Origin of the sequence: Parafilimonas terrae (genome assembly GCF_900115755.1) — a bacterium.
GTDB lineage: Bacteria > Bacteroidota > Bacteroidia > Chitinophagales > Chitinophagaceae > Parafilimonas > Parafilimonas terrae.
On record NZ_FOXQ01000005.1, the window covers coordinates 299,567 to 323,988 of the forward strand.

Below are 24,422 nucleotides of genomic sequence, written 5' to 3' on the forward strand. Positions count from 1 at the left end.
AACAAAATTTTATTGTGATTTATATTTTGCCCGCAACAAATAGCCGGGAATTATCCAGGCAGCCAGCATAGCGGCAGGAACACATAAAAACTGGTAATCGTAAACTTTAATAAAGGTTGACAGGATGCATAAAACCCAGCAGGCAATGCCGCCATATATCAATGGTTTAAACTTAATGACCACGCCGGTTAAAAATACCGGCATTCCATAAATTGCAAGCAGTATGTGAACGATGTGCGTATAGTATTCGCCCGATGTAAGAGGCCCCACAAGAAAACACAATAAAAAAATTACAATGGCAAAAGTTATCCATACATAACTAATTATGGAATCGGCATAAGTAACCGCTTTTTGCCTCCTGCGCTTTTTCTTTACATAATAAGCCTGGTAAATAAAAACAGGAATGGTTGCAAGCCAAACAATATAGTGATATGTATAACCAAACACATGCAATAAAACAAACTGCATAATACTGCACGCAAAAACCAGCCAGCCCCAAAGCAGGTACATAAAACCATCTTCTGCATACTTATCTTTTGCACGGTTTATCATGCTTTCAATAAGCTGAAGGCTTTGCTGCGGAGAAAAATTGTTTTCAGGATTTTCAATCATTTTGGAAAGTTAAGAAGTTGAATGATTGACAAATTGATCGGGTTGATACGAGTTAACCTATCAACTCAATTAACCAATCAACTATTGATATGTTGCCCAAACTTTTTCGCTTTGCTCCAGGCTCCAGCGCGGGTGCAATGGTTTTACCTGTTCTGCTTTGGCCAGTTCAACGGCTTTTTGCACCAATGGTTTTGCAGCATCTTTTCCGCCGCCAAATTGTTCCGGCGTACCATACACGCTCATAGCCTGCAAATAAGCAGCGCGGGGATTATTAGGATTTAACTGTATTGCTTTTTGCAAATCATCTGCAGCCTGTGCTCCATACGACATGTAACGGCTTTGCGGGTCAACAATCATTTGCTGTGTTGCAGCCATGTTGCGCACTGTTAATATTTCTGATTTTGCTTCGTTATCTTTTGCAACAGCATCAGCTTTATCTGCAATGGCATTAATACGTGCAGCAAGCGCATCAACTGTGCTGCCAAGGTCAGAAACCTTTACTGCAGTTACGCCTTTTTCATCGGGAAAATACATCCAGCCAATGCGCGACAAAGCAATACCCTGCCAGTAATATGGAAGCCACTGTGTTTTTTCTGCATCACCAATTCGTTGAAATGCCGCAGCTATGTTTTCATAATCGGCAACAGTTTTTGCAGAATCAAATTTTTGAAGCTGTTGCTGCATTGCAGCAGTGTATTTATCGCTCTGTGCCTGCGCTGCAACAGTACATACAATGGCGGCAGCTAATAGTAATTGTTTCATGGTTTATTAATTTTTATAATGATTGTTTTGCTGATTTTTTAACCGTTCATATTCCTGTTCATCTGTAAAAATGCTCTTGCCCTGGTAGGCAGCAAGGTATTGCATGAGTATGCCAAAGCCCCAGCCAATGATTGGCCATATTGGCCAGAAATAAGAACCGGGCCCGGAAGAAAAATACCATACGGCAATTAAGAATGCATTTACTACAACATACACAGAAAAACTGCGCTTGAACATGGCTCTTTTTTTGGCTATTTTCCATAGCGCTTCATCGCGTTCATCGTTATTCATATATGATGGTTTTAGTTTCTTATTTAACCGCGAAATAATAAACCCAGGCTATAAAGAAAATTTGCTCCGGTATTCTGAACCACAAATAATTTATTCCGTTACCAGAGTAATCTGATTTTTCAAGATTCACTTTTTTCATAGCTGCATAAATATTCGCAGGCAGAATCAACAAAAAAAATACAATCAATAAAATGCCTGTAATTTTTATAGTTGATGAAACAAGCAAGCCTACTGCTGCCAGCACTTCTATCATGCCGGTTATTAATACAATTTGTTTTTTGGCTGAAAAGAATGGAGGCATCATCATAGCCATACCATCAGGAAATTTAAAATGACCCATAGCTGTAAATGAAAGCATGGCCGACATAGCAATTCTTCCGCTTAAATTAATTTCAGTACTACCGATTAAAGCCGTTATGCCAAGGCATAATACAAAAACTCCGATAAGAACAATTAATGGCTTCATAACAATTTCCAGGTTTTGCTGAACAATGCAGATAGCTTCATAATAACCGGCCTTACGCCTGCAAGGCGCAAAACCGGTATGTATATATGGATTGCTGCTTTCAATATTTTGTTTTATAAATTATTATCAATCGCATCCTGGCTGCGGTCTATGCCCCAGCTTAAAAAGCAACCGATAAAATAACTGCGGTTTGCGGGCGGCAACACAGCCTGTTTATTTAAACCATTAAACGAATAATTATATCCATAAACCTGCTTCTGGCCAAGCACATTGGTGGCGCTTGCAAACAACACAATAAATGTTTTTGCATTTTTCTTTCCAAGTGTTGGCAAATATTCTGCACTAATGCCCATGCTGTTATAATTGGGCGTTCGTCCGTGATCGTTTATTATATATTTATTACCGGTTCCATTGTACAGAAAATTATAATAGGGCCTGCCTGTTGCAAAAGTGTAGGTAGCATTAAATCCCGCTTTCCATTTTGTAACAAATCTTTTTACAACAAGCGATGCAGTATGATGCGCCGCAAATGTTGGCTCAAGCATTTCAGGATAGTTTGCATAATCCCTTTTTGTATCAAGATAAGAATAGCTTAACCAATAATCAACGTTTTTAAATGTTGTTTTATCGCGCAAAAATAATTCAGCGCCTTTTGCAAAACCGGTTCCGCTGTTGTTATAGCTTGGAAAGCTTTTTACGAGATCGTGATATTTTTTATAAAATGCTTCAACACGGAATATACGGTTGTTGGCTGTTTTTTGATAGTTAACAATGTAATGCGTTGCCCTCGTGTAACCAAGATTGGTGCTATAAAAAAGTTCATTGTTCAAAGGCTTTTGATAGAAGATACCATACGCCATTGATACCTGGCCGCCTTCGCTTGTTTTATATGCCATTGAAATGCGCGGTGCAATATTCGCCTGTTTTATTATAGATGAATATTCATAACGCCCGCCTATTTTTAAAGCAAGGTCATTCGTAAGATAAATATCTGTTTCAGCAAAAGCCGCTGCATAATTATCTTTTAAAGTGTTGCTGTAATTACTATCAATATTGATGTATTGATTAGGACTATATCCATACCAATACTCACCGCCAAAACGTATAGCGCTTAAACCACCCAGTCTTTTTTCAAACACTTCTTTTATCTGAAATAAATCCTGCCTGCTTTTTAAATGAAAGTTCTTGCTAATCCACGGCTGGTAGTTGAATGTTTTATCATTGTTGGAAGAATCCTGCACCTGCTGGCTTATATCATCGCGGTTAGTGCTGTAGGAGAGGCCAAGGTTCATTTTCCAGCCATTACCTAAAGTTTGCCTCCAGCTAAGATTATTATACCAGTTGTGATTAACAATGTTGTAAGCATCTTTATAAATGCTGCTGTCAATATCGGACCTGCGTAAGCCAAGATGGTTATAATTAAACGTTGTGTAATACTTAATGATACCGCCGTTTGTTTTTATGCGGAAGTTGGCATCGCCGGAATGAAATTCGGGCATATCAAAATAATCTGGCGTTTGTTTTACGATCTTAAAATATACATAAGGATTAGCATAATTATAATCAACGCCCCAGGAAAAGTTTTTCTTTTTTGAAAGCTTTTGAATACCGCCACCAACAACTATGGGAGAAACAATGGCATTACCTGCAGTGCTGTCAGGAAAATCTATTGACTCAAGAATAACTGCAGATGATAAAGCCTGGCCATATAAAGCTGAATAACCACCAGTTGAAAATACAGTTCCTTTAAACAAAAAAGGGGAGAAGCGGCCACGTGTTGCAATATCTGGAACGCTGGTATAATATGGGTTGTTTACCAATGTTCCGTCAATAAACTGTTGTGTTTCTTCACCGGTGCCGCCGCGCACAAATAAACCTTGCTGATTGCCTATTTGCTGTGCGCCGGGCAATGTTTTTAACGCAGCAGTTATGTCTGCATTGGCTCCCGCCGTTGTAGCAATATCAATAGAGTTAAGCACCGTTGCAGCACGTTTATTATCGCCTGCTTCAAAAGCACCTGCGGTTACCGTTACCGCTTTTAATTCATTAAATTTTGGCTTTAATGAAACATTCATTGTTAAAGGCTGACCATTTAAAACAACAGGTGCTTCATAGTCTTCAAAATCATTGCTGGTAATAGTTATAGTATGTGTGCCTGCTTCTGTTGTTGTAAAACTGAAATTACCTGATGAATCGGAGGTAGTGCCGTCGTAAGAATCTTTCACGGTAATGCTGGCGGCAATAATCGGTTTTCCCCTATTATCTTTTAAATGACCGGAAATTTTGGTTTGCGCTATTGCACTTATCCCTAAAAACAAGAAACATATAATAAGGAAATTTTTCATTAAGCCGCGTTTCAATTTTCTTTCACAAACGTAGAGTAGTTTATAATATAAACCAAATTATATTTTAAATTTCCGGATTGTTTTTCGGTGAATAGCGGTTTAAAGAAGGTAAAGATGATGGTTGATTAACCTAGAAAACAAACTATAAAAACATTGATTATTTATTGCTTTCAACTCTTCCAGCAACTATTGTTATAAAGGTGTTATAAGCTTAGTCCTGCTTAATCTTTTTCCAATATTCAGCATCTTAAATAACGTAAATACAATCAATATGAAAAAGATAACAATTATAATTCTTTCATTCATGCTTGCTGCAGGTACTGTATCTGCGCAAAAGGTAGTTGTAAGGCCCAGGCCTGTCCCGGTTGCACCACATCCGAGGGTAGTTTATTATCCAAGACCTTATTATAACCCTTATTGGAATCCATATTTTTATGGAGGTTTAGGTTTTAACTTATATAATCGCCCGGCCTACCGGAATCATGTTACCAAAATGGAGAGGCAAATACAGGACATAGAAAACGATTATAAGGACCGGATTGAATCTGTGAGATCTGATAATGATTTAACAGGCAAGGAGAGGAGGCAAAAAGTTCGCGAATTAAAGCATGAACGCAACCAGGAAATTGCTAATTTTAAAAGCAATTATTATAAACAGTTTGAATAATAAATAAGTTTTAAAACAATTTTTAAAAAGCGGCCTGCAAAAAAATTTGCAGGCCGCTTTTTTACATGGAATATTAATTTGTTTCTCCTTTTAGCCATTTAACCAGCTCATCGCGGGTTTTACCGGTTTTCTGCTGAATACGGCCCCACAGTTCATCGTCTTTACCTTCTTCGTGTTTTAAATCATCATCAGTAAGATCGCCGAATGCCTGCTTTAATTTTCCTTTCCATTCATTCCACATTCCTTTAATTTCAAGTTTGTCCATAAAAGAAATTTTTTGGTTAACAATGCTGATGTTAACGCCAGAACTATACCACAAGTGAATACTCATTAAGACGCTGCTGATTTAAAAATTTACAATCATTTATTGTTGCTATAAATACACAGAAACATTTTAGAATGAACAGCATTTAAAATAAAAACTATCAGCTTCATTATATTTTTTAATTTTCACATCAATCAAATTACTGTTTATGAAAAGCATAATTTTTATATTCCTTGTTTTTGGTTTTTATGCAAATGCGCAAACAAAATTTCAGCCGCCAGCAACGCCTTCCATCCCTGTTGTAGATACATTGCATGGCGTTTTACTAACTGATAATTACCGCTGGCTTGAAGACAAAACTGATTCAAACGTTATTGCGTGGACAAAAGCCCAACATGATTATGGTATTGAGTATTTAAATTCAACACAAAAAATACACGACGGATTAAAAAATGATATCGCCAATTATATTGATATGGATTATGAAGGCCCTTTGAATAAAGAAGGTAAGAGGGTTTTTCAAACCGTTAAAAGAAAAGGTGATAAACAATATAAACTTTATACCATTTTAAATGGCAAACCGGTTCTTATATGGGATCCTGTTAAGCTTGATACATCGGGTAACACATCTACACAAGGCATTGCTTACAGCTATGATGGCGAACGCGCTGCAATAAGTGTTCAGAAAAGCGGCGCAGAAATTTCTTCAACTTATATTATAGATACAAAAACAGGAAAGATATTATATCCTGCGCTTGAAAACACATTCGGTTATCAATGGACAAAAGATCAGCAACATGCATATTTTACCATTCGCACACAGGATGATGTAAACAAACAAACACCATTAAAAACTTATTTATGGAAAGTTGGCGATCCAATAAGCAAAGCAAAATTTATTGGTACAACGAAAGATGCAAAGAATAGTTTTTTTGTTTACGATAACCGCTACAGCAATGTGAGTTTTTATGGCGAAGGCGATTTTTACAGCAACAAAGCATATATGTTTAAAACCGGGACAACAGATTCCGGAAGATTGATTTACCAGGGAGAAAAATCGAATGCTTATCCTGAAGCCATTGGTGATAAATTATACATTTTTACCAACGATAATGCACCTAATTACCGGCTTATGGTTGCCGGTGTAGATAATCCTGAATACAGTAACTGGAAAACATTAATTCCCGAGAGCGAAACGGTGATGCAGGGTTATGTTGTTACAAAGCACAACATCATTATCCAGGATAAAAAAGATATTCAAAGCAGGCTTACTTTATATGATTTTGATGGCAACAAAATAAAACAGCTCGAACTGCCCGAAACAGGTAATGTTGCAGGTATAGGTTATGACCGCGAAGAAGATTCTGTTTACCTCACGTTAAACACATTTACATCCACACCTAAAACATTTGTTGCTTCGGCCAATGATTTTAAATGGCGTTTGTATTATCAAAGAATATTGCCGGTTGATATGAGCAATATTGTTGGCGAGATTAAATTCTTTTTTTCCAAAGGCAGTACGAAAGTACCGGCATTTGTTGTGCATAGAAAAGATATTAAGTTAGATGGCAATAATCCTGTTCTGCTGAATGCTTATGGCGGTTTCCAGGCGGGCATTCAACCGGGCTATTTTGGTTTTTATGCCTCGTTAATAAATCGCGGCGTTATTGTAGTGCAGGCCGGCATTCGCGGCGGCGATGAATATGGTGAGAAATGGCACCGCGATGGCATGCTTGATAAAAAGCAAAACTGCTTTGATGATTTTTACAGTTGCGCAGAATGGCTTATTAAAGAAGGCTATACAAACACCAATAAAATAGTTGCTATTGGCGGCAGCAATGGCGGATTATTAATGGGTGCTGCAGCCACGCAGCGGCCCGATCTTTTTAAAGCCATTGTTTGTGAAGTGCCTTTGCTTGATATGTTGCGTTATGATAAATTCCTGATTGCCCGTTACTGGATTCCCGAATATGGTACGGCAGACAGCGCTAAAGATTTCAGATGGCTATTGCGTTATTCACCTTATCAAAATATTCGTAAGGGTGTAAACATGCCCACGATGCTTGTAACGGCCGGTGCTAACGACAGTCGCGTTGACCCCATGAATGCGAAGAAATTTATTGCCGCAGCCCAAAATAATGACGGGCAAATAAGCCCGGTAATTTTGCACATGGATTATAACAGTGGGCATGGCAGCGGGCAAAGCACCAAACAATCTATTGATAACTGGAGTTTTATTTTTGAATTCATATTGAATCAGCTGCAGTTATAACTCCCGGCGCCTTTTGTATTACCCACATTGAAGCTTAACTTTGTGCGTATGGGCATCTGGCGACAAATACAGGAATATCTTTTCATAAAAAAACGCGACCCGAACGCCCCAAGCAATTCTTATATCAAGATGATGCACGGCATGAACCGCATTTCATTGCTGCTGTTTATAGTGTGCCTTATAATTATGCTGGTAAGGTTTATTATTATTCCTTTGTTCAGATAAAATTATAAAATACTGATAATCAATGGTTAGCGATTAGTTTATGAAGTCTGTGCGCCTTCCCCTTTTCAGGAACATATAATTTTTATAGCACTGCTCAATGTAGTATCCCAGTTCAAGGTCATTCATTAATTGAAGTTCTTCATAAGATGGCCTGTAAAAATCCATAAAAGAATTCAGCTCTGTGCTATCAAGCTTTGTTAGCCTTTTTACGAGATATTTTGTGTAGCGGTGATCAATGTATTTATCCTGTTCATCCTGCAATAATCTTTGCTGGAAAGACAGCATCTGTTTATTTCGCCTGAAACGAAAGGCATTGATAATTTCATCAAGATCCAGCGCTGCAGTTACGCTGCCTGGAACATAAGATTGAGCGCTTGGCGAACTCTGCGAAAACCGTATGCCGGGCTTACGATAATTAAATGCCTTCACATAAGCTTCCCTGTTTGTAACGGAATCAAACCTGTAATCTCTTGTTTGCACTTTTACTTCGGGCAACCATTTGGCATCAACATATAAAGCAATATCGAAATTTTGCGGATGCGTTATGGTGTCTGACGGGTACTTCTGCGTTTGCTTATTCAGGTAACTAAACCAAACAGAATCATTTCTTCCCACATAAATAGAATAATGGCCGAGAGAGTCGCTGATAGTATGCCTGCCCTGCACTGTTTGTATTGTTACGGCTGTAAGCGGCGCTTTACTGTAATAATCTGAAACGGTGCCACTGATAACAACCTGGCTGCGGACAGTAATTGTTAACAGCAAAAAGAGGCAAGGAAAAAAAAGCTTCGGTTTCAATTAATTACGTTGAAGTGTAATATTACAATGAGTATGAAAATAATCGCGCAATCAAAAGTTAAAGGTTTTCATCTTCCCATATAAACCATCAGTATTTGCACATCGCTGGGATTTACGCCAGAAATACGGCTTGCCTGGCCGAGCGTTCTGGGCCTGATTTTTTTAAACTTTTGCAACGCCTCTGCACTTAGTGCAGACACTTTATCGTAATTAAAACTTTCAGGAATCAAAGCATTTTCCATAGCTGACATACGTTGCGCCAGTTCCTGCTCCTTTTCAATGTAACGCTCATATTTTACCTGGATTTCAGCCTGTTCAATTATATCCCTTGAAAAAGAATGCAGTCTTTCCCGCAATGCAGGAATTTCTTCTATCATTTCCGGAAGAGTAACGTCAGGCCTCAGCAATAACCTCATGGTTTTTTGCTTCTCTTCTATTTCAGCGGAATTAATTTTTTTAAGGTAAATATTTGCTTCTGCCGGCAATAACGAATAAGATTGGAGTACAGTTTTAATTTCTTCAACACCTTTTTGTTTGGCTAATACCAATTCCATTCTCTCCTGGCTGGCCAGCCCTAACCGGAAGCTTTTTTCAGTAAGGCGTAAATCAGCATTGTCCTGCCGCAAAAGTGTTCTGAACTCCGCACGGCTTGTAAACATGCGGTAAGGTTCTTCCGTTCCTTTACTAATAAGGTCATCAATCAAAACACCAATGTAGGCTTCATCCCGGTTTAATATAAGCGGTTCACTTTCAATAACTTTCTGATGAGCATTTATTCCGGCCATTAATCCCTGGCAGGCGGCTTCTTCATAGCCGGTAGTTCCATTAATTTGTCCCGCAAAGAAAAGATTGTCTATAATTTTTGTTTCAAGAGAATGTTTTAACTGGGTTGGCGGAAAATAATCATATTCTATGGCATATCCCGGCCTGAACATTTTAGCGTTCTCAAATCCGGGCATTTTGCGGATTGCTTCGTATTGAGTGTCTTCCGGCAAAGAAGTTGAAAAGCCGTTTACATATATTTCAACCGTATTAAAGCCTTCCGGTTCAACAAATATCTGGTGGCGGTCACGCTCAGCGAAGCGGTTTATTTTGTCTTCTATGCTGGGGCAATACCTTGGACCGGTTCCTTCTATGCGGCCACAAAACATCGGGCTCCTGTCAAACCCTTTCTTTAATGTTTCATGAACTTCCTTATTTGTGTAAGTAATGTGGCAAGGCAACTGTTCAGAAGCTTTTATTGTGTTTACAGGCAAAAAAGAAAACCCAGTTATCTCTTCGTCCCCTTGTTGAACTTCCATCGCACTATACTTCAGGCTACGGCCATCAATTCTCGGCGGCGTTCCCGTTTTTAGCCGGTCGCTTTCAAAACCCAGTTCCACTAACTGCTCTGTAATGCCCGTAGCATTTTTTTCCGATATTCTTCCACCACCAAAATTCTTCTCCCCTATATGAATAATGCCATTTAAAAATGTCCCGCTGGTAATTATAACAGTCTTAGATTGTATCTGGTGACCCAAGCCGGTAATCACACCATTCGCTCTACTGTCTTTTACGAGAATTCCTTTAACCGTATCCTGGTAGAAATCAACATTTTCAGTTTGCTCGAGCATTGTTCGCCAGGTTGAGGCAAAAAGCATCCTGTCGCTTTGCGCTCTTGGGCTCCACATTGCAGGGCCTTTGCTTTTATTAAGCATTCTGAACTGAATCATGCTTTTATCTGTAACAATGCCGCTATAACCGCCCAAAGCATCAATCTCCCGCACAATCTGGCCTTTGGCAATGCCCCCCATGGCAGGATTACAGCTCATTTGGGCTATTGTCTGCATATTCATGGTAATTAGCAGCACTTTACTGCCCAAATTGGCAGCAGATGCCGCAGCTTCACAGCCTGCATGACCTGCACCAACAACTATTACATCATATTCCGGAAACATTTGGCAAAGATAAACGCATGTTTTTCACGTGAAACATTTTAAACAAGCCTTTAGGTATATAAGGAGTATTATTGAGCGCAGGCAAAATCCTCAACCAGAAATGTATTACCATTAGCATATTTAGCTATGGATATACCGGTGTTTACAAAAGATGAATTCATTAAGGCCTTACGATGCCCTAAATTAGAAACATTTATATCCAGGTAGAGCATTACAAGCATAAATAAAGGGTCAGCCTCTCCTCCTCCATAACTTATATTTTCACCACCGCAATTTTTTAAGCCAACCTTCTTAAACCGGTCAATAAAAGTCTCTCCGTTGGTTGAATTATGAGAAGGATTAGCATTTGATGAAGTAATATCTTTTGCATGGGCCTCTGACATCTTCATTAATGCGGGATTTATCTGCAAAAGTGCTAAAGAAGCCCCGCTTTTTAAATCTTTTTCAAGCGAAATAAGGTTTGCTCCCTTCAATTGCGGATATGTTTTAACTACCGGCATTACGGCACTTTCAAAAAAGCCTTTAGGATTTTTGCGGCTATAATTCACCCAATACAAAAAATTCTTTTCCGGTTCGGATAATCTATTAAATCCCGGCTGCGCTTTATTCCATTGTATTATTTCCTGGTCATTCATTTCAGGCTTGGGAAGTTCAGCCTCCCGGAATAGTAACGTTTTCTGGCTTTTGCAGGAGAAGGCGATCAATAAAAGAAAAATGCTAAGAATTTGCTTCACGTGAAACATTAAACTGTTTTAAATAATAATCTTCTTTTTCACGCATTTGCGCTTTTTGAGGCTTTGTTTTATCGGTATAGCCACAAAGGTGCAATGCGCCATGAACCATAACTCGTAAAAGTTCGTTTTGGTATTCAACTTCAAAGGTTTTAGCATTCTCTTTTATTCTGTCTACACTTAAATAAACTTCTCCATAAACGGGTTCTCCCTCTTCAGAAAAAGGAAAAGTTATTACATCGGTTAACGTATCATGATTCAGGAATTGTTTATTTATCTGTAAAAGATAAGCATCGGAACAGAAAATATAGCTCAGTTGATCCAATGCTATGCACTCTTCCTCAAATAATGCAATAACCAAAGCTTTTACCAGGGACTTATGTTTGATATTAGCTATCTTGTCAGCGCTGTGCAGGTATATTTTATTCATTTGTTTCAGATTTCGTAAAGTTAAATAGCTATATAGCTAATAGCTTTGTAAATATTTTTGCGATTATGAAGTTATCTGATTTACGCCTGGGTCAAAGGGCAAGCATTATTGATTTTTCTAAGAGTGAAATATCAATCAAGCTCATGGAAATGGGCCTCGTGCCGGGCGAGATTATCTACATCGAAAAATTTGCACCCTTCGGCGACCCTATTTCAGTAGCCGTTGCAGGTTATAGCTTAAGCCTTCGTTTAAACGAAGCAGAGCATATTTCTGTTGAAATTTTATAAGATGCTATTTTTTGCCTATGAATATTGGTCTTTTCTTCGGTTCTTTCAACCCAATCCATACAGGTCATTTAATTATTGCCAGCACCGCTTTAAATAATTTACCGCTATCCCAGGTATGGTTTGTTGTTTCCCCGCAAAATCCTCTTAAAAAAAATCAATCGCTGCTTGCTGCTGATAAACGGTTATTGCTTGTTCAAAAAGCAACAGAAGATGATTCCAGGTTCCTGGTTTCTGATGCGGAATTTAACCTGCCCATTCCTTCTTATACAATTGATACATTAAACTATTTTGAAAAACAGTATTCGGAGGACACGTTTTACCTGATAATGGGTTCAGACAGTTTTTTACAACTGCCCCAATGGAAAAGTTATAAGGAGCTTTCAGAAAAAAACATTATTGTATATCAACGCCCCGATTATATTATACCTGAAACAACCCTGGCTGCAAATATTACTTTACTCAAATCTCCTTTGCTCAATATATCAGCCACTTCAATTCGAGATTTAATAAAAGATGGCAAGAACATAAAATACCTTGTTCCGGAAAAAGTACAGCAATTAATTGAGCAGGGAAATCTTTACAAGTGATAATAACTTACAGCCAATCCAATCAAAAGGCATAAAAGCGGAATAAACTGTGGGCGTATTTTAGTAAAAGCAAGCAAACAGAAAGTGCCGGTAATAACCATAATATTAGCAAAGGGAACAACAGACCCCACCGTAATATCTACAGAAATATCCTTCATTAAAAAAATAGTTGACCCGGTCATAATCCCAACCACAGAGGCATTGATACCTTCAAGCGACCGGTAAATGACGGCGTATTTTTTAAGATTTTGCCAAACCGGGAAGAAAAATAGGACCAATAAAAAACTCGGCAGGAAAAGAGCAATTGAGCCAATAACACAGCCAAGCAACTGCATTTTCACTCCACCTTCTTTTAAAGCAGAGCCGCCCATAAAAGCGCCTACTGAAAATACAGGCCCGGGAATTGCACGCACCATTCCTGAGCCAGTTAAAAAATCATCTTTATCAATTCGAAGAGCCCCTGGATTCTTTTCTTCTATACGTTCTGTTGCCGGGCGGGTAACATACTGCTGATACATCATAGGTATTAATACATCACCACCGCCAAATACAAGGCTCCCAAAACGGTAAAAGTTTTCAAAAAGATTATAAGGCCCGCGATTAGGCCAGTTATCTTTACGGGCAGTTTCACTCACATACCCGGCGAGACCTAAAACAGCAAAAAAAATGAGAATATTCGCCCATTTTATTTTTCTTGGCGGAGTCCCCTTTTGAGGAATGCGTTTACTGCTAAAATTTGTGGCTATTCCTGCAGCAATAATTATTGCCGGAAAAGACCAGGGCGTTTTAAAAAGAAAGAAGCTAATGATAGCAGCAACAATTGAAATTACAACGGTAATGGTATTAGTTACTGCCACCCTTGCCATTTTATAGGCTGAATAAGCAATAAAACCAACAGACATTGGCTGAATAAATTTAAATGTTCCTGCAACCGCTTCTTTATTGCCCATGTACTCAACCAAAAAAGAAAACGCGCCCATAAGAATGCTTGCCGGCGTTATCCAGATTAGTAAAGTAAGCGCAGCAAGAGGAATGCCTCCTCTTTTATATCCAATGAGAGTAAGCGTTTGGGTGGATGAAGCGCCCGGCAACATCTGGCAAAATGCATTATACTCTAACAGCTCCTGTTCAGTAATATCATGACGGCGATTGACAAAGTTTTTTATCATCATTCCAAAATGACCCTGAGGGCCGCCAAAAGCTCCAATGCTGTGAAAAAGCACGGCTTTAAGAAACCTGATATGCCGGTAAATCGTCAATTAAATTAGGTTTAATTTATTGATTTATAATAAATTACACATTATAGATTGCAGTTAGCTTAAATATTATGTTATTCCAAAGAGATTATTTTTTTAATCCTATTTCTTTCAGACGTTCATTAAGATATTCACCGGCTGTTATATCAGCGTATGCTTTTGGATGGTTTGCATCAATGCATTCATCTAAACAAGCAAGGCTCATTTCACTGCGGGGATGTAAAAAGAAAGGCATAGAAAACCTGCTCGTGTGCCACAGTTCCCTTGGTGGATTCACTACACGGTGTGTTGTGCTTTTTAATTTATTATTGGTTAAACGCTGAAGCATATCACCCACATTTACAACGATCTGTTCCGGTAACGATGTAACGCCAACCCAGTCTCCCTGTTTGGTTAAAATTTGTAAGCCATCCGCAGATGCGCCCACGAGCAATGTGATGAGATTAATGTCTTCATGCTGCTCGGAACGGATCGCAGATTCAGGCTCTTGTGTTATAGGTGGATAATGAATGCAGCGCAGGATAGAATTACCTTCCTGAATATATTCATCAAAATAATTTTCTGGCAAATTCAAATACAATGCAATAGCACTTAATAATGCCGAGCCGCTTGTTTCGAAATTTCTGTAAACAGTATATAAGGTAGTTTTAAAAGCCGGTATTTCTTTTATATCAACATTTTCAGGATACTCTTCAATAACAGGGTTCCCATTTTCAATTGTTTGCCCAAACTGAAAAAATTCTTTTAAATCCGGTGCTTCGCTTCCTTTTGCATGTTCTTTTCCAAAACTCGTGTAGCCACGCTGGCCCGCCAATCCTTCAATTTCATATTCCTTTTTCTTTTGAAGGGGAAGTGAAAAAAACCGTTGTACTTCATCATATAACTTTTTAATAAGTTCATCCGGAATTCCGTGATTTTTCACAGACACAAAACCAACTGTTTCATAAGCTTCACCAAGTGCATTTACAAAGGCTTGTTTTTTTTCTGCATCACCGCTTAAAAAATCAGCGAGGTCAACTACGGGAATCGTTTCCATTATAGCAGGTTTGATAGAGTGCCAAAGTACAAAACCTTATGAAGTTTTTGTATGCTCCAAATTAAAAAACTCATTTTCTTCTAAAAAAGAACCCCGCTGAAATCAGCAAGGGTTCCGTTTAGTCCCAACCTTAACCGAGTTTTATAAAGAAAGCCTTTCAAAAAAAGCTGACGTTATATCACTAATATTTACTGCCTTCTTAATGTTTTTTATTTCCTTTAAACTTGCCTGCACTTTTCTTGCCGGGGAATCTGCTGCTTCGCCGGAAGGTTCATAATGATATTTTGTTGAATCCGGTTTTTCCGGCGCAGCGGGAGCTTCAATAGGCGGTGGCGGAGCAACATTGTCATCATCATCGTCATCATCATTATTTACCGGGTGTGTGCGCTGCAAGCCGTCAGCCGTCATTATATATTCTACATCATGATCCCAGTTATAGCCTTCATCATCATTTCTCCAATACCAGTCATCCACATCACCGCCAAGTTCTATATGCACATCATTCCCCCAACCTACGCCATTCGTTACAATGATTTTCTTGCCAACCGGAACATATACGGTTACATATACTGACTGGTTGCGGAATTTTTCATTCTTTGTAATTGGAATACCGCGGTCAAAGAATAAAGTTGAATCCTGCTGAGTTATATTGAAGGTGATTTTGTCTGCCCTGTTCTGCGCCAGTTGTTTGGTTGAACCATAGGCCAGCTTAAGCATTTTAACCTGGAAACTATCGTTACCTGATTTTAAAATACGAAGGTGAATATTTCTTACAAATGCAGTGTCTTCATCTAAAGAAGCAAATGGTTCAAAGTGAAAGAAACTACTGTTGAAATAATACCTGTAATTCTTGGCATATTTTACTTCCAGCTTATTAACTGCAGGGTTTGCAATTTGTATGTTATTTTCTGCAGGCGTGTTATGATAAGAAAAATCATTTCTTAAAGAAGCAAGCAGGCCTATGAAGCAAATCCAGCCTAAAATCCACATGGCCGAAAAACCAAACCTCATAACGTTGCTGTTGCTCTTAGTTTTAGATATCTTTCTTATAATCCAGGTGATAATGCCAATTACCGGAACCCATATAAAGAAGATATAAGTACCCCAAACAAGAATGCTTTGCCATCCGGCACTGATAATATAAGGTTTGAAAGGAAGTAACCCCGTTACAGCGATGCCAATACCAAATAAAGCGCCAACAATACTGATTAAAACTATGGCCAGGATGAAGTAAACGAATATCTTAATGATTATCCCGATTATATTTCCCAGGGTGCTGCCACTCTTGCGCACTGTGGTACCCGCTTCAGAAGAGAATTGTTTTCCCCGTTTACCAATTTCGCTGCCAACTTTTGCAGCCCTGTCGCCTACTTCCTTCCCAAATTCCTTGGCCCGTTCGCCAAAACCTTCCATATCTTTTTGAATGGTATTCTTTATGCTGTTCAAATCTACTTTTTCACCTTTCATTTCAAGCTTATCTGAAGTAGTTACAGCTTCGGGCGTAATCAGCCAGAGAATAATATATACTAATACTGCCCCCGGGCTAAATGAAAGATTAATGAAGTTTGGAAAATTGAAAGCGCCCCAATGATTCCAGTTAGTAACAAAAGATAAAAAAGGTACAATAAATAATAACCTCGGAATCCAAACGCTTACGCCGAAATAGGAAGCAAGGCCGCCGCACACACCACCGATTATTTTATTATCGGGGTCGCGAAAAAGGCGTTTGCGGTAAGACCCTATTTTTTCAGAAGCTGAACTCGGAATGGCTACCCATAATATTAGATATACAATAAATCCAAAGCCAAAACCCATTGTAAAAATGATAAAGAGAATACGCACTACCAGCTTATCTATTCCGAAGTAATTGGCAAGCCCTGCGCACACGCCACCAATAAGCTTATTGTTTTCATCCCTGTAAAACCGTTCCGGGCGAACAGAACCGTGAGTTTGGGAACCTGCTTCGGAAGTAAAGGTCTTTTCTTCTGCTGCTCCGGAGGTTTTGCCATTTTGAAAATCAGCATCCTGGGCTTCAAAATCTTCAGGCCGGCCAATGCTGTGCATTATTGTATCCACATCTGCATCCGTAATACAAGGCTGGCCTTTTTTCAACTGCTCGCTGAATAATTCGCCAATCCTGCCTTCTATATCATTTATTATTTCATCCCGGCCTTCCTCATTTGCAAAAAACTGCCTCAGGCTTTCGATATACCGCTTCAGCATTTCATAGGCGGTTTCCTCTATGGGAATTACGCGGCCCTGAAAATTTATATTGATTACCTTTTTCATTTTACTTTTAGTTTATTGGTTATTGTTGGGTGTTTGTTCAGGAGAAACAGGTTCATCGTTTTGAGCTGTTAGCGTTTGCACCGCTTCTGCAAGCTCCTTCCATGTTCGTTCCAGTTCAGCATAAAACTGTAACCCCTGATCAGTCATTAAAAAATATTTGCGCGGCGGGCCTGAATTGCTTTCAACCCAGCGATAAGTTAAGTAACCGGCATTTTTTAGCCTGGTTAACAAAGGATAAAGTGTACCTTCCAAAATCTGCAGGTTTGCTCCTTTCATTTTATCAACAATATCACTTGGGTAAACTTCACCTTGCTTTATAATTGATAAAATACAAAACTCCAGTACACCCTTTCTCATCTGGCTTTGTGTATTCTGAATATCCATACAAGAGTTTTTATTAATTGATAATACAAATCTATAACTATTTTCAATACTATGCAATACATAATACTAAGTTTTTAAAGGTAATCTTTAAAGCAAATTATTAGCTATTGCATATTATATTGAAAATCAATCGTTTGAAATTTTACAACAATTTAATAATTGGATGGGCGGCAAAATATCTTGATGAAATTTATTCTGCCGATTCCAAGGTAGCCTTACTTAGGCTATCAATAATAGAAAAACTGCGTTGATTTGCTTCGTTATTAAGCGAATTGGCAATTCCCTTTTTCTCTGCCGCTGTGAGATGAAAGCTCAGCGAAGCAGAAATGGTATTAGGCAGGGCTTCATAACTAAAAGAAGTTTTATAAAGGTTAGGGCCATAAGCATCCAGCATATAATTTACCTGGTCTTTTTCATAATAATCCTGCACATTAAACCAATTGTTCTGCAAAACAAAAACCGGCTTGGTTATTAACCCGATTATTGAATTCACTTCATAAGGCCGTGACCAATCTTCTGCCGGCCTGTCGCGTATTTCAACTAAAACAACTTTTGATGTGTTTTCTTTAAGCCAGTCTTTAAAAAAGTTTATAAACCGCAGGCTTGTTTCATGCCCGAAATTATCCCGCAGCCCGCCATCCATTACATCTATCTCAGGCTTTGCAGGCATTTCCACATTTGGCAGTACAAAAGGAAATGTTGCATTCATTCTTAAAACTGTAAGAAAGCGGGTGTTGCCGGGGTTTTGATTTGCAAAAAAAGATTGATAGTCCAGCCCATCCACATCATAAATGCCAAGATTATTTTGCATGAATGATGGCTTCATCATAAACTTCATTTGCTGAGTACCAATCATCATTTTGCGGCCATCTCTCGTAATGGCTGTATTAAAAATCATGGTAGGAATAATGCCGCTGCTTTCTGCCTGCAGATAATTTTTCAAACGCTTATTTAAAATACCATTTGTATTGGCATTCAGCTTTTGCTCAAATGCATAACCGCGATCGAGTATAAAAGAGTTTCCGTCAAAGTTAAATTTACCAAACGGGCCAATCATATCCCGTGCAACAAGAGATGTAAATACCGGGTTCAAAAGATCTTTACAAATATTGTCGATGTATCGTTTTTGTTGAAGAGATGAAATTTTTCCCTGCTGCTTTTGCAGGTAAAGTTCCCTGAAATAGGCAGCGCCGATCATGCCGCCGGAAGCACCCGTTATTAATGCACATTGAGAAAAAAAACTGCCATTGGTTAAGGTATCGAGCTTTGTTAATACGTTCATGGTGAAAGCTGCGCTGCGGTTGCCGCCGCCGCTTACATCAAGAATAAACATTACAGGCCTGCTGTCTTTTTGTTTTGCCTTCCAGTTATTTAATATTGAAACAAAGGCTGCGCTGTCTTTTGTTATTGCATCTTTCGTTGTTAGTGCATTAAGCGCCTCTCTGTTGTATACGGGTTTTTCTTTAGTGTTATAATTTAATCCATACGCTTTATTACGCGGATCGATTAACCTGTTTATAAACATCCAGTTCACCAACAAATAAATTACGATCCCCACCGGGAAACTCCAGCTTCCCATAAAAAGTGACAAGGCTCCGGCCACAGCAATTAATATGGTAAAGAATAAAGTGATGCTCGCTGCAGCGGGTATTTGCAGGTAGCGGTTTTCAGCAAACAACCCTATTAAAAGCAATACAATAAAGGCGATGAAAACCGCTTTCACCGCTTCTACATGATGACGTTTAAAAATTGAATTGATGAACTCCTGGCTGTAATGCTTAACATTCCGGGGTTTGCGTAAACCAAGTGTAGCGCTTAGAAAAAAATCAACACGCATTTCTCCCTTCTCAATTTTTGAGTTTTTGATCATGCGTGAGGCCCTTTCATATTTTTCATTAGCTGATGTAAAATCAGTGGCCATCCTCCTGTAAATTTTCCGGTCAGCACGAAAAAAATAACCAAACGCAATAGTGAGCGCTAAAATAAATCCGCCTAAAAAACCCCCGGTAAGCGATACAATTTCAAGTGTTGACGATAGTTCTTCTGTTCGCTGGTAATCAATTGTAAAAAACAAATAACACAGTAAAAAAAAGAAAGGGATAACAGCATTGTTAATGCAGAATTTTAAAAACGGCTGTGCTGTGGTTGCAAGAAATTTTATATGCCGGCTATGCAGAATAAAGGTTGTGATATTCCAGCTCATAATAAAAGCGCCAACCGCCAACCCAACAAAAAAAGCGCTAAGCGCACTCACCTTGCCCAAATATTCCGGGGCAAGCATTAAAGTATCTGCTCCGTATGGTTTTAAAAAATGTCCACTGATTGTTGCAAAAAGAATAGCCCAAAACAATAGTAAAACCTGGTAACGCCGAAAATGCAGGAACAACAGTTGCACCGGTAACGAATAAAAAAAACCTGCTAAATATTTTTTCATGTGCCGTACTTAAACACAAGCCATAGAATGGATTTACTATTATGAAGATAAAATATTGAGGTTTAATTCATGCAAAAACTTATTTATGATTGCAGAAGCTGTTTACCTTTTCTTATAAACAGGAACGGTGCTGCAAGGTTCTCCATACATAATGCTTTTTACATAAGGCAACAATCTGGTGGTTATTTTTAAATAGGCGCTGTCTGGTATTGGCGTTTCTCCGCATCCCTTTACAACTACTCTTTTATCTCTGTATTCTTCGGCATTAATTGCATTAATGTTTTGTTGCAAAATGCTTTCAATAAGTTTTTCTTCATTTCCTAAAACAACATTTTTTGCAACAGGCTGCAGGTAAGTGGCAGCAAGCATGTAAGCCCAAACCGGTATAATGGCCTCCGCAGAACAAACAACAGCAACATTCATATTTTCAAAATCCTGCCAGTTTGTGTTCTTTAATGTTTCACGGAAATCCTTTTCACGTATAATTAATCCACGAAATAAATAATCTTTTAAATCGAACACCTTAATGGTTTCTTTAGGATAAAAATCCTCCAGGTTAAGTGTAACAAGCCCGCTCGCCTCAACCCTGTTTACAATCATCGTCCCTGTTTCCATATTCTTTGTTTACAGCAAATTTACGAAACACCCATACTATAAAAAACAAAGGCCGCCCGACGGGCAGCCTCTGCAAAAATCTTTTTGTTTCTATTAATAAAATTTAGAACGATAATCTTTTATATCTGCCGCTTTGCGCAAAGCTGTTACAGCCTGCGAAGCCTGCTGCCTGAGCATTTGTTCTGTTTGCTGCTGCTGCATTTCTGCGCTTTGACCCAGGTTGGAAACACCCGAAACACCTTCGCCCTTCACTGCAAAAACGCCCATTTGCCCTGCAATCGGTGCGCTTACTTTATTTAAAAGCTGTTTATTAAATGCTGCACCAATAAATCTTGGTTCAGCGCCCAATGATGGTATTACAAAAGCAGAGAAACTAATACTGTCTGCTGTCTTAATTTCCTGGCCGGCGCTCTTTGAAATTTCTTCCAGCGTAGAACCTTTTATTTTCTGAGAAAGAATTATTTGCGCTTTCTTTTCATTACGTACAATAGGCTCAACAACCTGCTGTACGGCAGCCGGTGAAGCCAGCCCTTTCTTGCTGATGCCTGTAACCATAGCAACAACATAATTATTTCCAATATTTACCGGTTCTGAAATATCGCCGGCTTTATGTTCATATATCCATCTTACCAGTTCCCTGCTTTCGCCAGGGCCTGCAATTGTAAAATCATTTTCCTTTATTTCCTGTGATGGCATTACCAGCAGCTTATCTTTTTTAGCATTGTCCTGAAAAGCCTGCGGTGTGCGGCTTGATGCTGCAAACCGGGAGGCTGCATTGTTTGCCGCATTATCCGTTTCAGCACTGGTTTCAATTGGCTTTGTTAAGTAAGCAATTTTATAACCGGTTTCATTTCCTTTTTGGCCGAGTATTTCAACATAATGATAGCCATAAGCTGTGTGAACAGTTTTTGTTTGTCCAACATGGCCGGTAAAGGCAAAATCATTAAAGTTTTCATCCATTTGGCCTGAAGGGAAATTCTCATACCTGCCACCATTTGCTTTACTTCCCGGATCATCTGTATATCTAACCACAACTGAATCGAATGGAACACCTGATTTAACCAAAGCAATAGCGCTGTCAAGCCTCTTTAAAGCCGCACTGTCATCCCTTACGCGAATAAGCGTTCCGCTGTTTGGATCTTGCTGATGCGTGGCTACAAGAATATGACGAACAGTAGCCGAATCCGGTATTTGCTGTTTGGCAACCATTTTGGCAATAGCATAACTGTTACCATCAAGATAAGGCCCATACACCTGGCCCGGTGCAAGTCTGAATAATGAATCCTTTATAGATTGTTTTATTTCTTTACCGCCAATTACACTATTGTAATAATTATTATTGCCGGATGATTTCGTGCTTAAAAATGCTTTTTCATCGGTGGATGATGCAAGTTCAGGTTTAAGCTGTTCCATTTCATTACGAACCGCAGCAGAATCAGCAGCACTTGGATTTGCATTGAAAGAAACATAAGAAATAGTACGTGTTTCTTCATCACGTTCAAACTGGGAAGAATGCTTTTTAATATAAGCCTCCATATCAGCAGTAGAAACCTTAACCGCACTGTCTGCAATTGAGCTGTACGGAACATATACATAAGATGCCTTTGCAATTGAATTGTTATCAGCATTCATTTTTTCGGTCATCCATTTAGGTATATAAATGGCTCCGGTTATAAGCGACTCATATTTCTGTGCCTTTGTTTGCATAATTAACGGATCAATGTATGCCTCGTTAAAACCTGCAACATTAGGATCGTTGGAACGGTTCTTTAATTCGCCTATTTGTTTTTTTGCAGTATTCACATCATACATGCCCGTTTTAGGATCGGTAAAAAACTGCTGCATAAATTGCGGCGGGTTGCTGCCAAACAATAAATCAGATTTTTCATTGCCGGTAACAGTTATACCAAGCTTTTCTGATTCCTGGTCCATCAAAGTTTGATTAATCATATAATCCCATATCTGCGGAATTAACATGCTGCGGGAATACTGGCCGTTATTCATTTGCTCATAAAATGTTACTTTATGCTCAAACTCTTCGTGTTCAATCGACTGGCCGTTAATTTTACCAATGGTGGTTCCGGCACCTGCAGATGCGTGGCCTTTATTAAAGAAATAATCCTGCAGAATAAAAGCGAGCAGAGATATTGCAATCGCACCAAAAAGTATCCAGGCTGCTCTTTCCCTGATTTGTTGAATGAGTGACATAGTGATTTTTAAAGGATGGCAAAAATAGGGGAATTGAAGTTTTGAACAAATTGTGGATAACAGGGCTTCCTTATATATTATTAACGCTTCTAAATATCTTAAACATTTTTCCGTGAAACGTAAATACACATTGGCCTGTTTATTTCACTGATTTTATGTGGGTAAACCTCATTTTCAATTTTTCCGGGCCTGAATAAATGGAGAATAAAAACAGGCTTTTTTCACGAAAGGTGGTTTTCAGGCATTCTCAACACAATTTTTAAAATTGCTTCTAACATTTATAAACTGTGAATTTTATTTAATTGTTTCTGACACCCGCAATATCAACACATGTTAAAATCTATTCAAAACATAAGCTGAATGCACATTTCAATTGTGAAATTAATGTGGAATAATCATGGATAAGCTGGCTAAGTTTAACTTTGCATGGTGTGAATAAATAAGTTTTAACCATATTCACACTTGTAATAGTAATAGGTTCTTTTATTAAAATATTAATATAAATATATTATGGCAGATATTAACATTAATGAAGCAGACGTTGAGTTGAAAGGTTTTGTTGATGTGGACATTAATCCGGCGCTTGATCTTTTTCATGAAATAGAAGTGTTGAAAAAAGAAAAGAATGCCGTGGTGCTGGCGCATTATTACCAGGAACCTGATATACAGGATGTGGCCGATTATATCGGCGACAGCCTCGGGCTTGCCCAACAGGCCGCTAAAACCAGCGCCGATATGATTGTATTTGCCGGCGTACATTTTATGGCAGAAACGGCTAAAATCCTTAATCCTTCTAAAAAAGTTGTGTTGCCGGATTTAAAGGCCGGCTGCTCTCTCGCCGACAGTGCCCCTGCAGCTGCGTTTAAAGCTTTTAAAGAACAGCATCCCGGCCACGTGGTAATTTCTTATATTAATTGCACTGCCGATATAAAAGCCATGAGTGATATTATCTGTACCAGCAGCAATGCTCAAAAGATTATTGAAAGTGTTCCCGCTGATCAGCCTATTATTTTTGCGCCCGATAAAAACCTCGGTGCTTATCTTATTAAAAAAACAGGAAGGGATATGGTGCTGTGGAACGGAGCTTGTATGGTACATGAAATTTTCAGCCAGCAAAAAATATTAAAACTAAAAGCACAGCATCCTGATGCAAAACTTATTGCACACCCCGAATGTGAAGAAGCTATACTGCAGTATGCTGATTATATAGGCAGCACTACGCAGCTCTTAAAATTCGCCGTAACAGATGCAGCTAATAAATTTATTGTGGCTACGGAAACCGGCATCCTGCATCAAATGCAGAAAGATGCGCCAGGCAAAACTTTTATACCGGCGCCGCCTGATAATATGTGCGCCTGCAACGATTGCCCGCACATGAAGCTGAATACGCTTGAAAAATTATACCTGTGCATGGAATATGAACAGCCTGAAATTTTAATGGATGAACAGATAAGGCTTGCTGCTTTAAAACCTATACAAAGAATGCTGGAAATAAGTAAAGCTGCAGGGCTTGGCGGATAAGAAG

At 38.8% G+C, this 24,422-nt stretch carries 23 protein-coding genes; 6 read left to right on the plus strand and 17 right to left on the minus strand.

Going from position 1 to position 24,422, the window contains the following annotated elements:
• Window positions 1-9: 9 nt before the first annotated feature.
• The 5 genes from BM015_RS10655 to BM015_RS10675 all read right to left on the minus strand — a co-directional run bounded on the left by BM015_RS10655 (window position 10) and on the right by BM015_RS10675 (window position 4,476).
• Complete coding sequence (locus BM015_RS10655; RefSeq protein ID WP_090658126.1) at window positions 10-612, minus strand: hypothetical protein; 603 nt, start codon at window positions 610-612, stop codon at window positions 10-12.
• Window positions 613-693: 81 nt separating this feature from the next.
• Complete coding sequence (locus BM015_RS10660; protein ID WP_090658128.1) at window positions 694-1,374, minus strand: hypothetical protein; 681 nt, start codon at window positions 1,372-1,374, stop codon at window positions 694-696.
• A 6-nt stretch (window positions 1,375-1,380) separates the two neighbouring features.
• Window positions 1,381-1,665 (minus strand): 2TM domain-containing protein, encoded by a 285-nt coding sequence (locus BM015_RS10665; protein ID WP_090658130.1) that lies wholly within the window; start codon window positions 1,663-1,665, stop codon window positions 1,381-1,383.
• A gap of 19 nt (window positions 1,666-1,684) precedes the next feature.
• Entirely contained in the window at window positions 1,685-2,131 is a 447-nt protein-coding gene (locus BM015_RS10670) for a DoxX family protein (RefSeq protein WP_090658132.1), read from the minus strand.
• 113 nt (window positions 2,132-2,244) lie between these two features.
• The gene (locus tag BM015_RS10675) at window positions 2,245-4,476 is read right to left on the minus strand and encodes a TonB-dependent receptor (RefSeq protein ID WP_090658134.1); all 2,232 of its coding nucleotides are present in this window, start codon (window positions 4,474-4,476) and stop codon (window positions 2,245-2,247) included.
• Between the two features lie 271 nt (window positions 4,477-4,747).
• Here BM015_RS10675 and BM015_RS10680 point away from each other — a divergent pair, with 271 nt between their 5' ends.
• On the plus strand, window positions 4,748-5,143 hold the full coding sequence (locus BM015_RS10680) for a hypothetical protein (protein ID WP_090658136.1): 396 nt from the start codon (window positions 4,748-4,750) through the stop codon (window positions 5,141-5,143).
• A gap of 73 nt (window positions 5,144-5,216) precedes the next feature.
• Here the strand turns inward: BM015_RS10680 and BM015_RS10685 are convergent, their stop codons facing one another.
• A complete protein-coding gene (locus tag BM015_RS10685; RefSeq protein ID WP_090658219.1) occupies window positions 5,217-5,408 on the minus strand; it encodes a CsbD family protein in 192 nt (63 codons plus the stop codon).
• A gap of 208 nt (window positions 5,409-5,616) precedes the next feature.
• On the opposite strand from BM015_RS10685, the gene BM015_RS10690 reads away from it, so the two are divergent.
• Window positions 5,617-7,680 (plus strand): prolyl oligopeptidase family serine peptidase, encoded by a 2,064-nt coding sequence (locus BM015_RS10690; RefSeq protein WP_090658138.1) that lies wholly within the window; start codon window positions 5,617-5,619, stop codon window positions 7,678-7,680.
• Between the two features lie 48 nt (window positions 7,681-7,728).
• Window positions 7,729-7,905 (plus strand): DUF6728 family protein, encoded by a 177-nt coding sequence (locus BM015_RS22015; protein WP_317040534.1) that lies wholly within the window; start codon window positions 7,729-7,731, stop codon window positions 7,903-7,905.
• Window positions 7,906-7,938: 33 nt separating this feature from the next.
• Here BM015_RS22015 and BM015_RS10700 read toward each other — a convergent pair whose 3' ends face one another.
• From BM015_RS10700 to ybeY, 4 genes are all read right to left on the minus strand, one after another.
• The gene (locus BM015_RS10700) at window positions 7,939-8,703 is read right to left on the minus strand and encodes a peptidase associated/transthyretin-like domain-containing protein (RefSeq protein WP_177191880.1); all 765 of its coding nucleotides are present in this window, start codon (window positions 8,701-8,703) and stop codon (window positions 7,939-7,941) included.
• Window positions 8,704-8,771: 68 nt separating this feature from the next.
• Window positions 8,772-10,640, minus strand: coding sequence for a tRNA uridine-5-carboxymethylaminomethyl(34) synthesis enzyme MnmG (gene mnmG / locus BM015_RS10705; protein WP_090658144.1), 1,869 nt, complete (start codon window positions 10,638-10,640; stop codon window positions 8,772-8,774).
• Between the two features lie 68 nt (window positions 10,641-10,708).
• Window positions 10,709-11,374 (minus strand): CAP domain-containing protein, encoded by a 666-nt coding sequence (locus tag BM015_RS10710; protein ID WP_177191881.1) that lies wholly within the window; start codon window positions 11,372-11,374, stop codon window positions 10,709-10,711.
• Window positions 11,358-11,801 carry an rRNA maturation RNase YbeY gene (gene ybeY / locus BM015_RS10715; protein ID WP_090658150.1) on the minus strand — a complete coding sequence of 148 codons (444 nt, stop codon included), beginning with the start codon at window positions 11,799-11,801 and terminating at the stop codon, window positions 11,358-11,360. Before ybeY ends, BM015_RS10710 begins: the two co-directional genes overlap by 17 nt.
• Window positions 11,802-11,866: 65 nt before the next feature.
• Here ybeY and BM015_RS10720 point away from each other — a divergent pair, with 65 nt between their 5' ends.
• Together BM015_RS10720 and nadD are read left to right on the plus strand one after the other, a co-directional pair.
• Window positions 11,867-12,088, plus strand: a complete 222-nt coding sequence (locus BM015_RS10720; RefSeq protein WP_090658152.1) for a FeoA family protein — start codon at window positions 11,867-11,869, stop codon at window positions 12,086-12,088.
• A gap of 17 nt (window positions 12,089-12,105) precedes the next feature.
• Complete coding sequence (gene nadD, locus BM015_RS10725; protein WP_090658155.1) at window positions 12,106-12,675, plus strand: nicotinate (nicotinamide) nucleotide adenylyltransferase; 570 nt, start codon at window positions 12,106-12,108, stop codon at window positions 12,673-12,675.
• Here the strand turns inward: nadD and chrA are convergent.
• The 7 genes from chrA to BM015_RS10760 all read right to left on the minus strand — a co-directional run bounded on the left by chrA (window position 12,666) and on the right by BM015_RS10760 (window position 22,897).
• Entirely contained in the window at window positions 12,666-13,934 is a 1,269-nt protein-coding gene (chrA, locus tag BM015_RS10730) for a chromate efflux transporter (protein WP_090658157.1), read from the minus strand. The two genes, nadD and chrA, sit on opposite strands and share 10 nt — an antisense overlap.
• Window positions 13,935-14,019: 85 nt before the next feature.
• Window positions 14,020-14,967, minus strand: a complete 948-nt coding sequence (locus BM015_RS10735; RefSeq protein WP_090658159.1) for an isopenicillin N synthase family dioxygenase — start codon at window positions 14,965-14,967, stop codon at window positions 14,020-14,022.
• Between the two features lie 141 nt (window positions 14,968-15,108).
• On the minus strand, window positions 15,109-17,256 hold the full coding sequence (locus BM015_RS10740; protein ID WP_090658161.1) for a PspC domain-containing protein: 2,148 nt from the start codon (window positions 17,254-17,256) through the stop codon (window positions 15,109-15,111).
• A gap of 12 nt (window positions 17,257-17,268) precedes the next feature.
• Complete coding sequence (locus BM015_RS10745) at window positions 17,269-17,640, minus strand: PadR family transcriptional regulator (RefSeq protein ID WP_090658163.1); 372 nt, start codon at window positions 17,638-17,640, stop codon at window positions 17,269-17,271.
• 190 nt (window positions 17,641-17,830) lie between these two features.
• On the minus strand, window positions 17,831-20,074 hold the full coding sequence (locus tag BM015_RS10750) for a patatin-like phospholipase family protein (RefSeq protein WP_090658165.1): 2,244 nt from the start codon (window positions 20,072-20,074) through the stop codon (window positions 17,831-17,833).
• A 102-nt stretch (window positions 20,075-20,176) separates the two neighbouring features.
• A complete protein-coding gene (locus tag BM015_RS10755; protein ID WP_090658168.1) occupies window positions 20,177-20,689 on the minus strand; it encodes a DUF2480 family protein in 513 nt (170 codons plus the stop codon).
• 93 nt (window positions 20,690-20,782) lie between these two features.
• Window positions 20,783-22,897 (minus strand): peptidylprolyl isomerase, encoded by a 2,115-nt coding sequence (locus tag BM015_RS10760; protein ID WP_090658170.1) that lies wholly within the window; start codon window positions 22,895-22,897, stop codon window positions 20,783-20,785.
• A gap of 510 nt (window positions 22,898-23,407) precedes the next feature.
• Here BM015_RS10760 and nadA point away from each other — a divergent pair.
• Window positions 23,408-24,418 carry a quinolinate synthase NadA gene (gene nadA / locus BM015_RS10765; protein WP_090658171.1) on the plus strand — a complete coding sequence of 337 codons (1,011 nt, stop codon included), beginning with the start codon at window positions 23,408-23,410 and terminating at the stop codon, window positions 24,416-24,418.
• The last annotated feature ends 4 nt before the right edge of the window (window positions 24,419-24,422 follow it).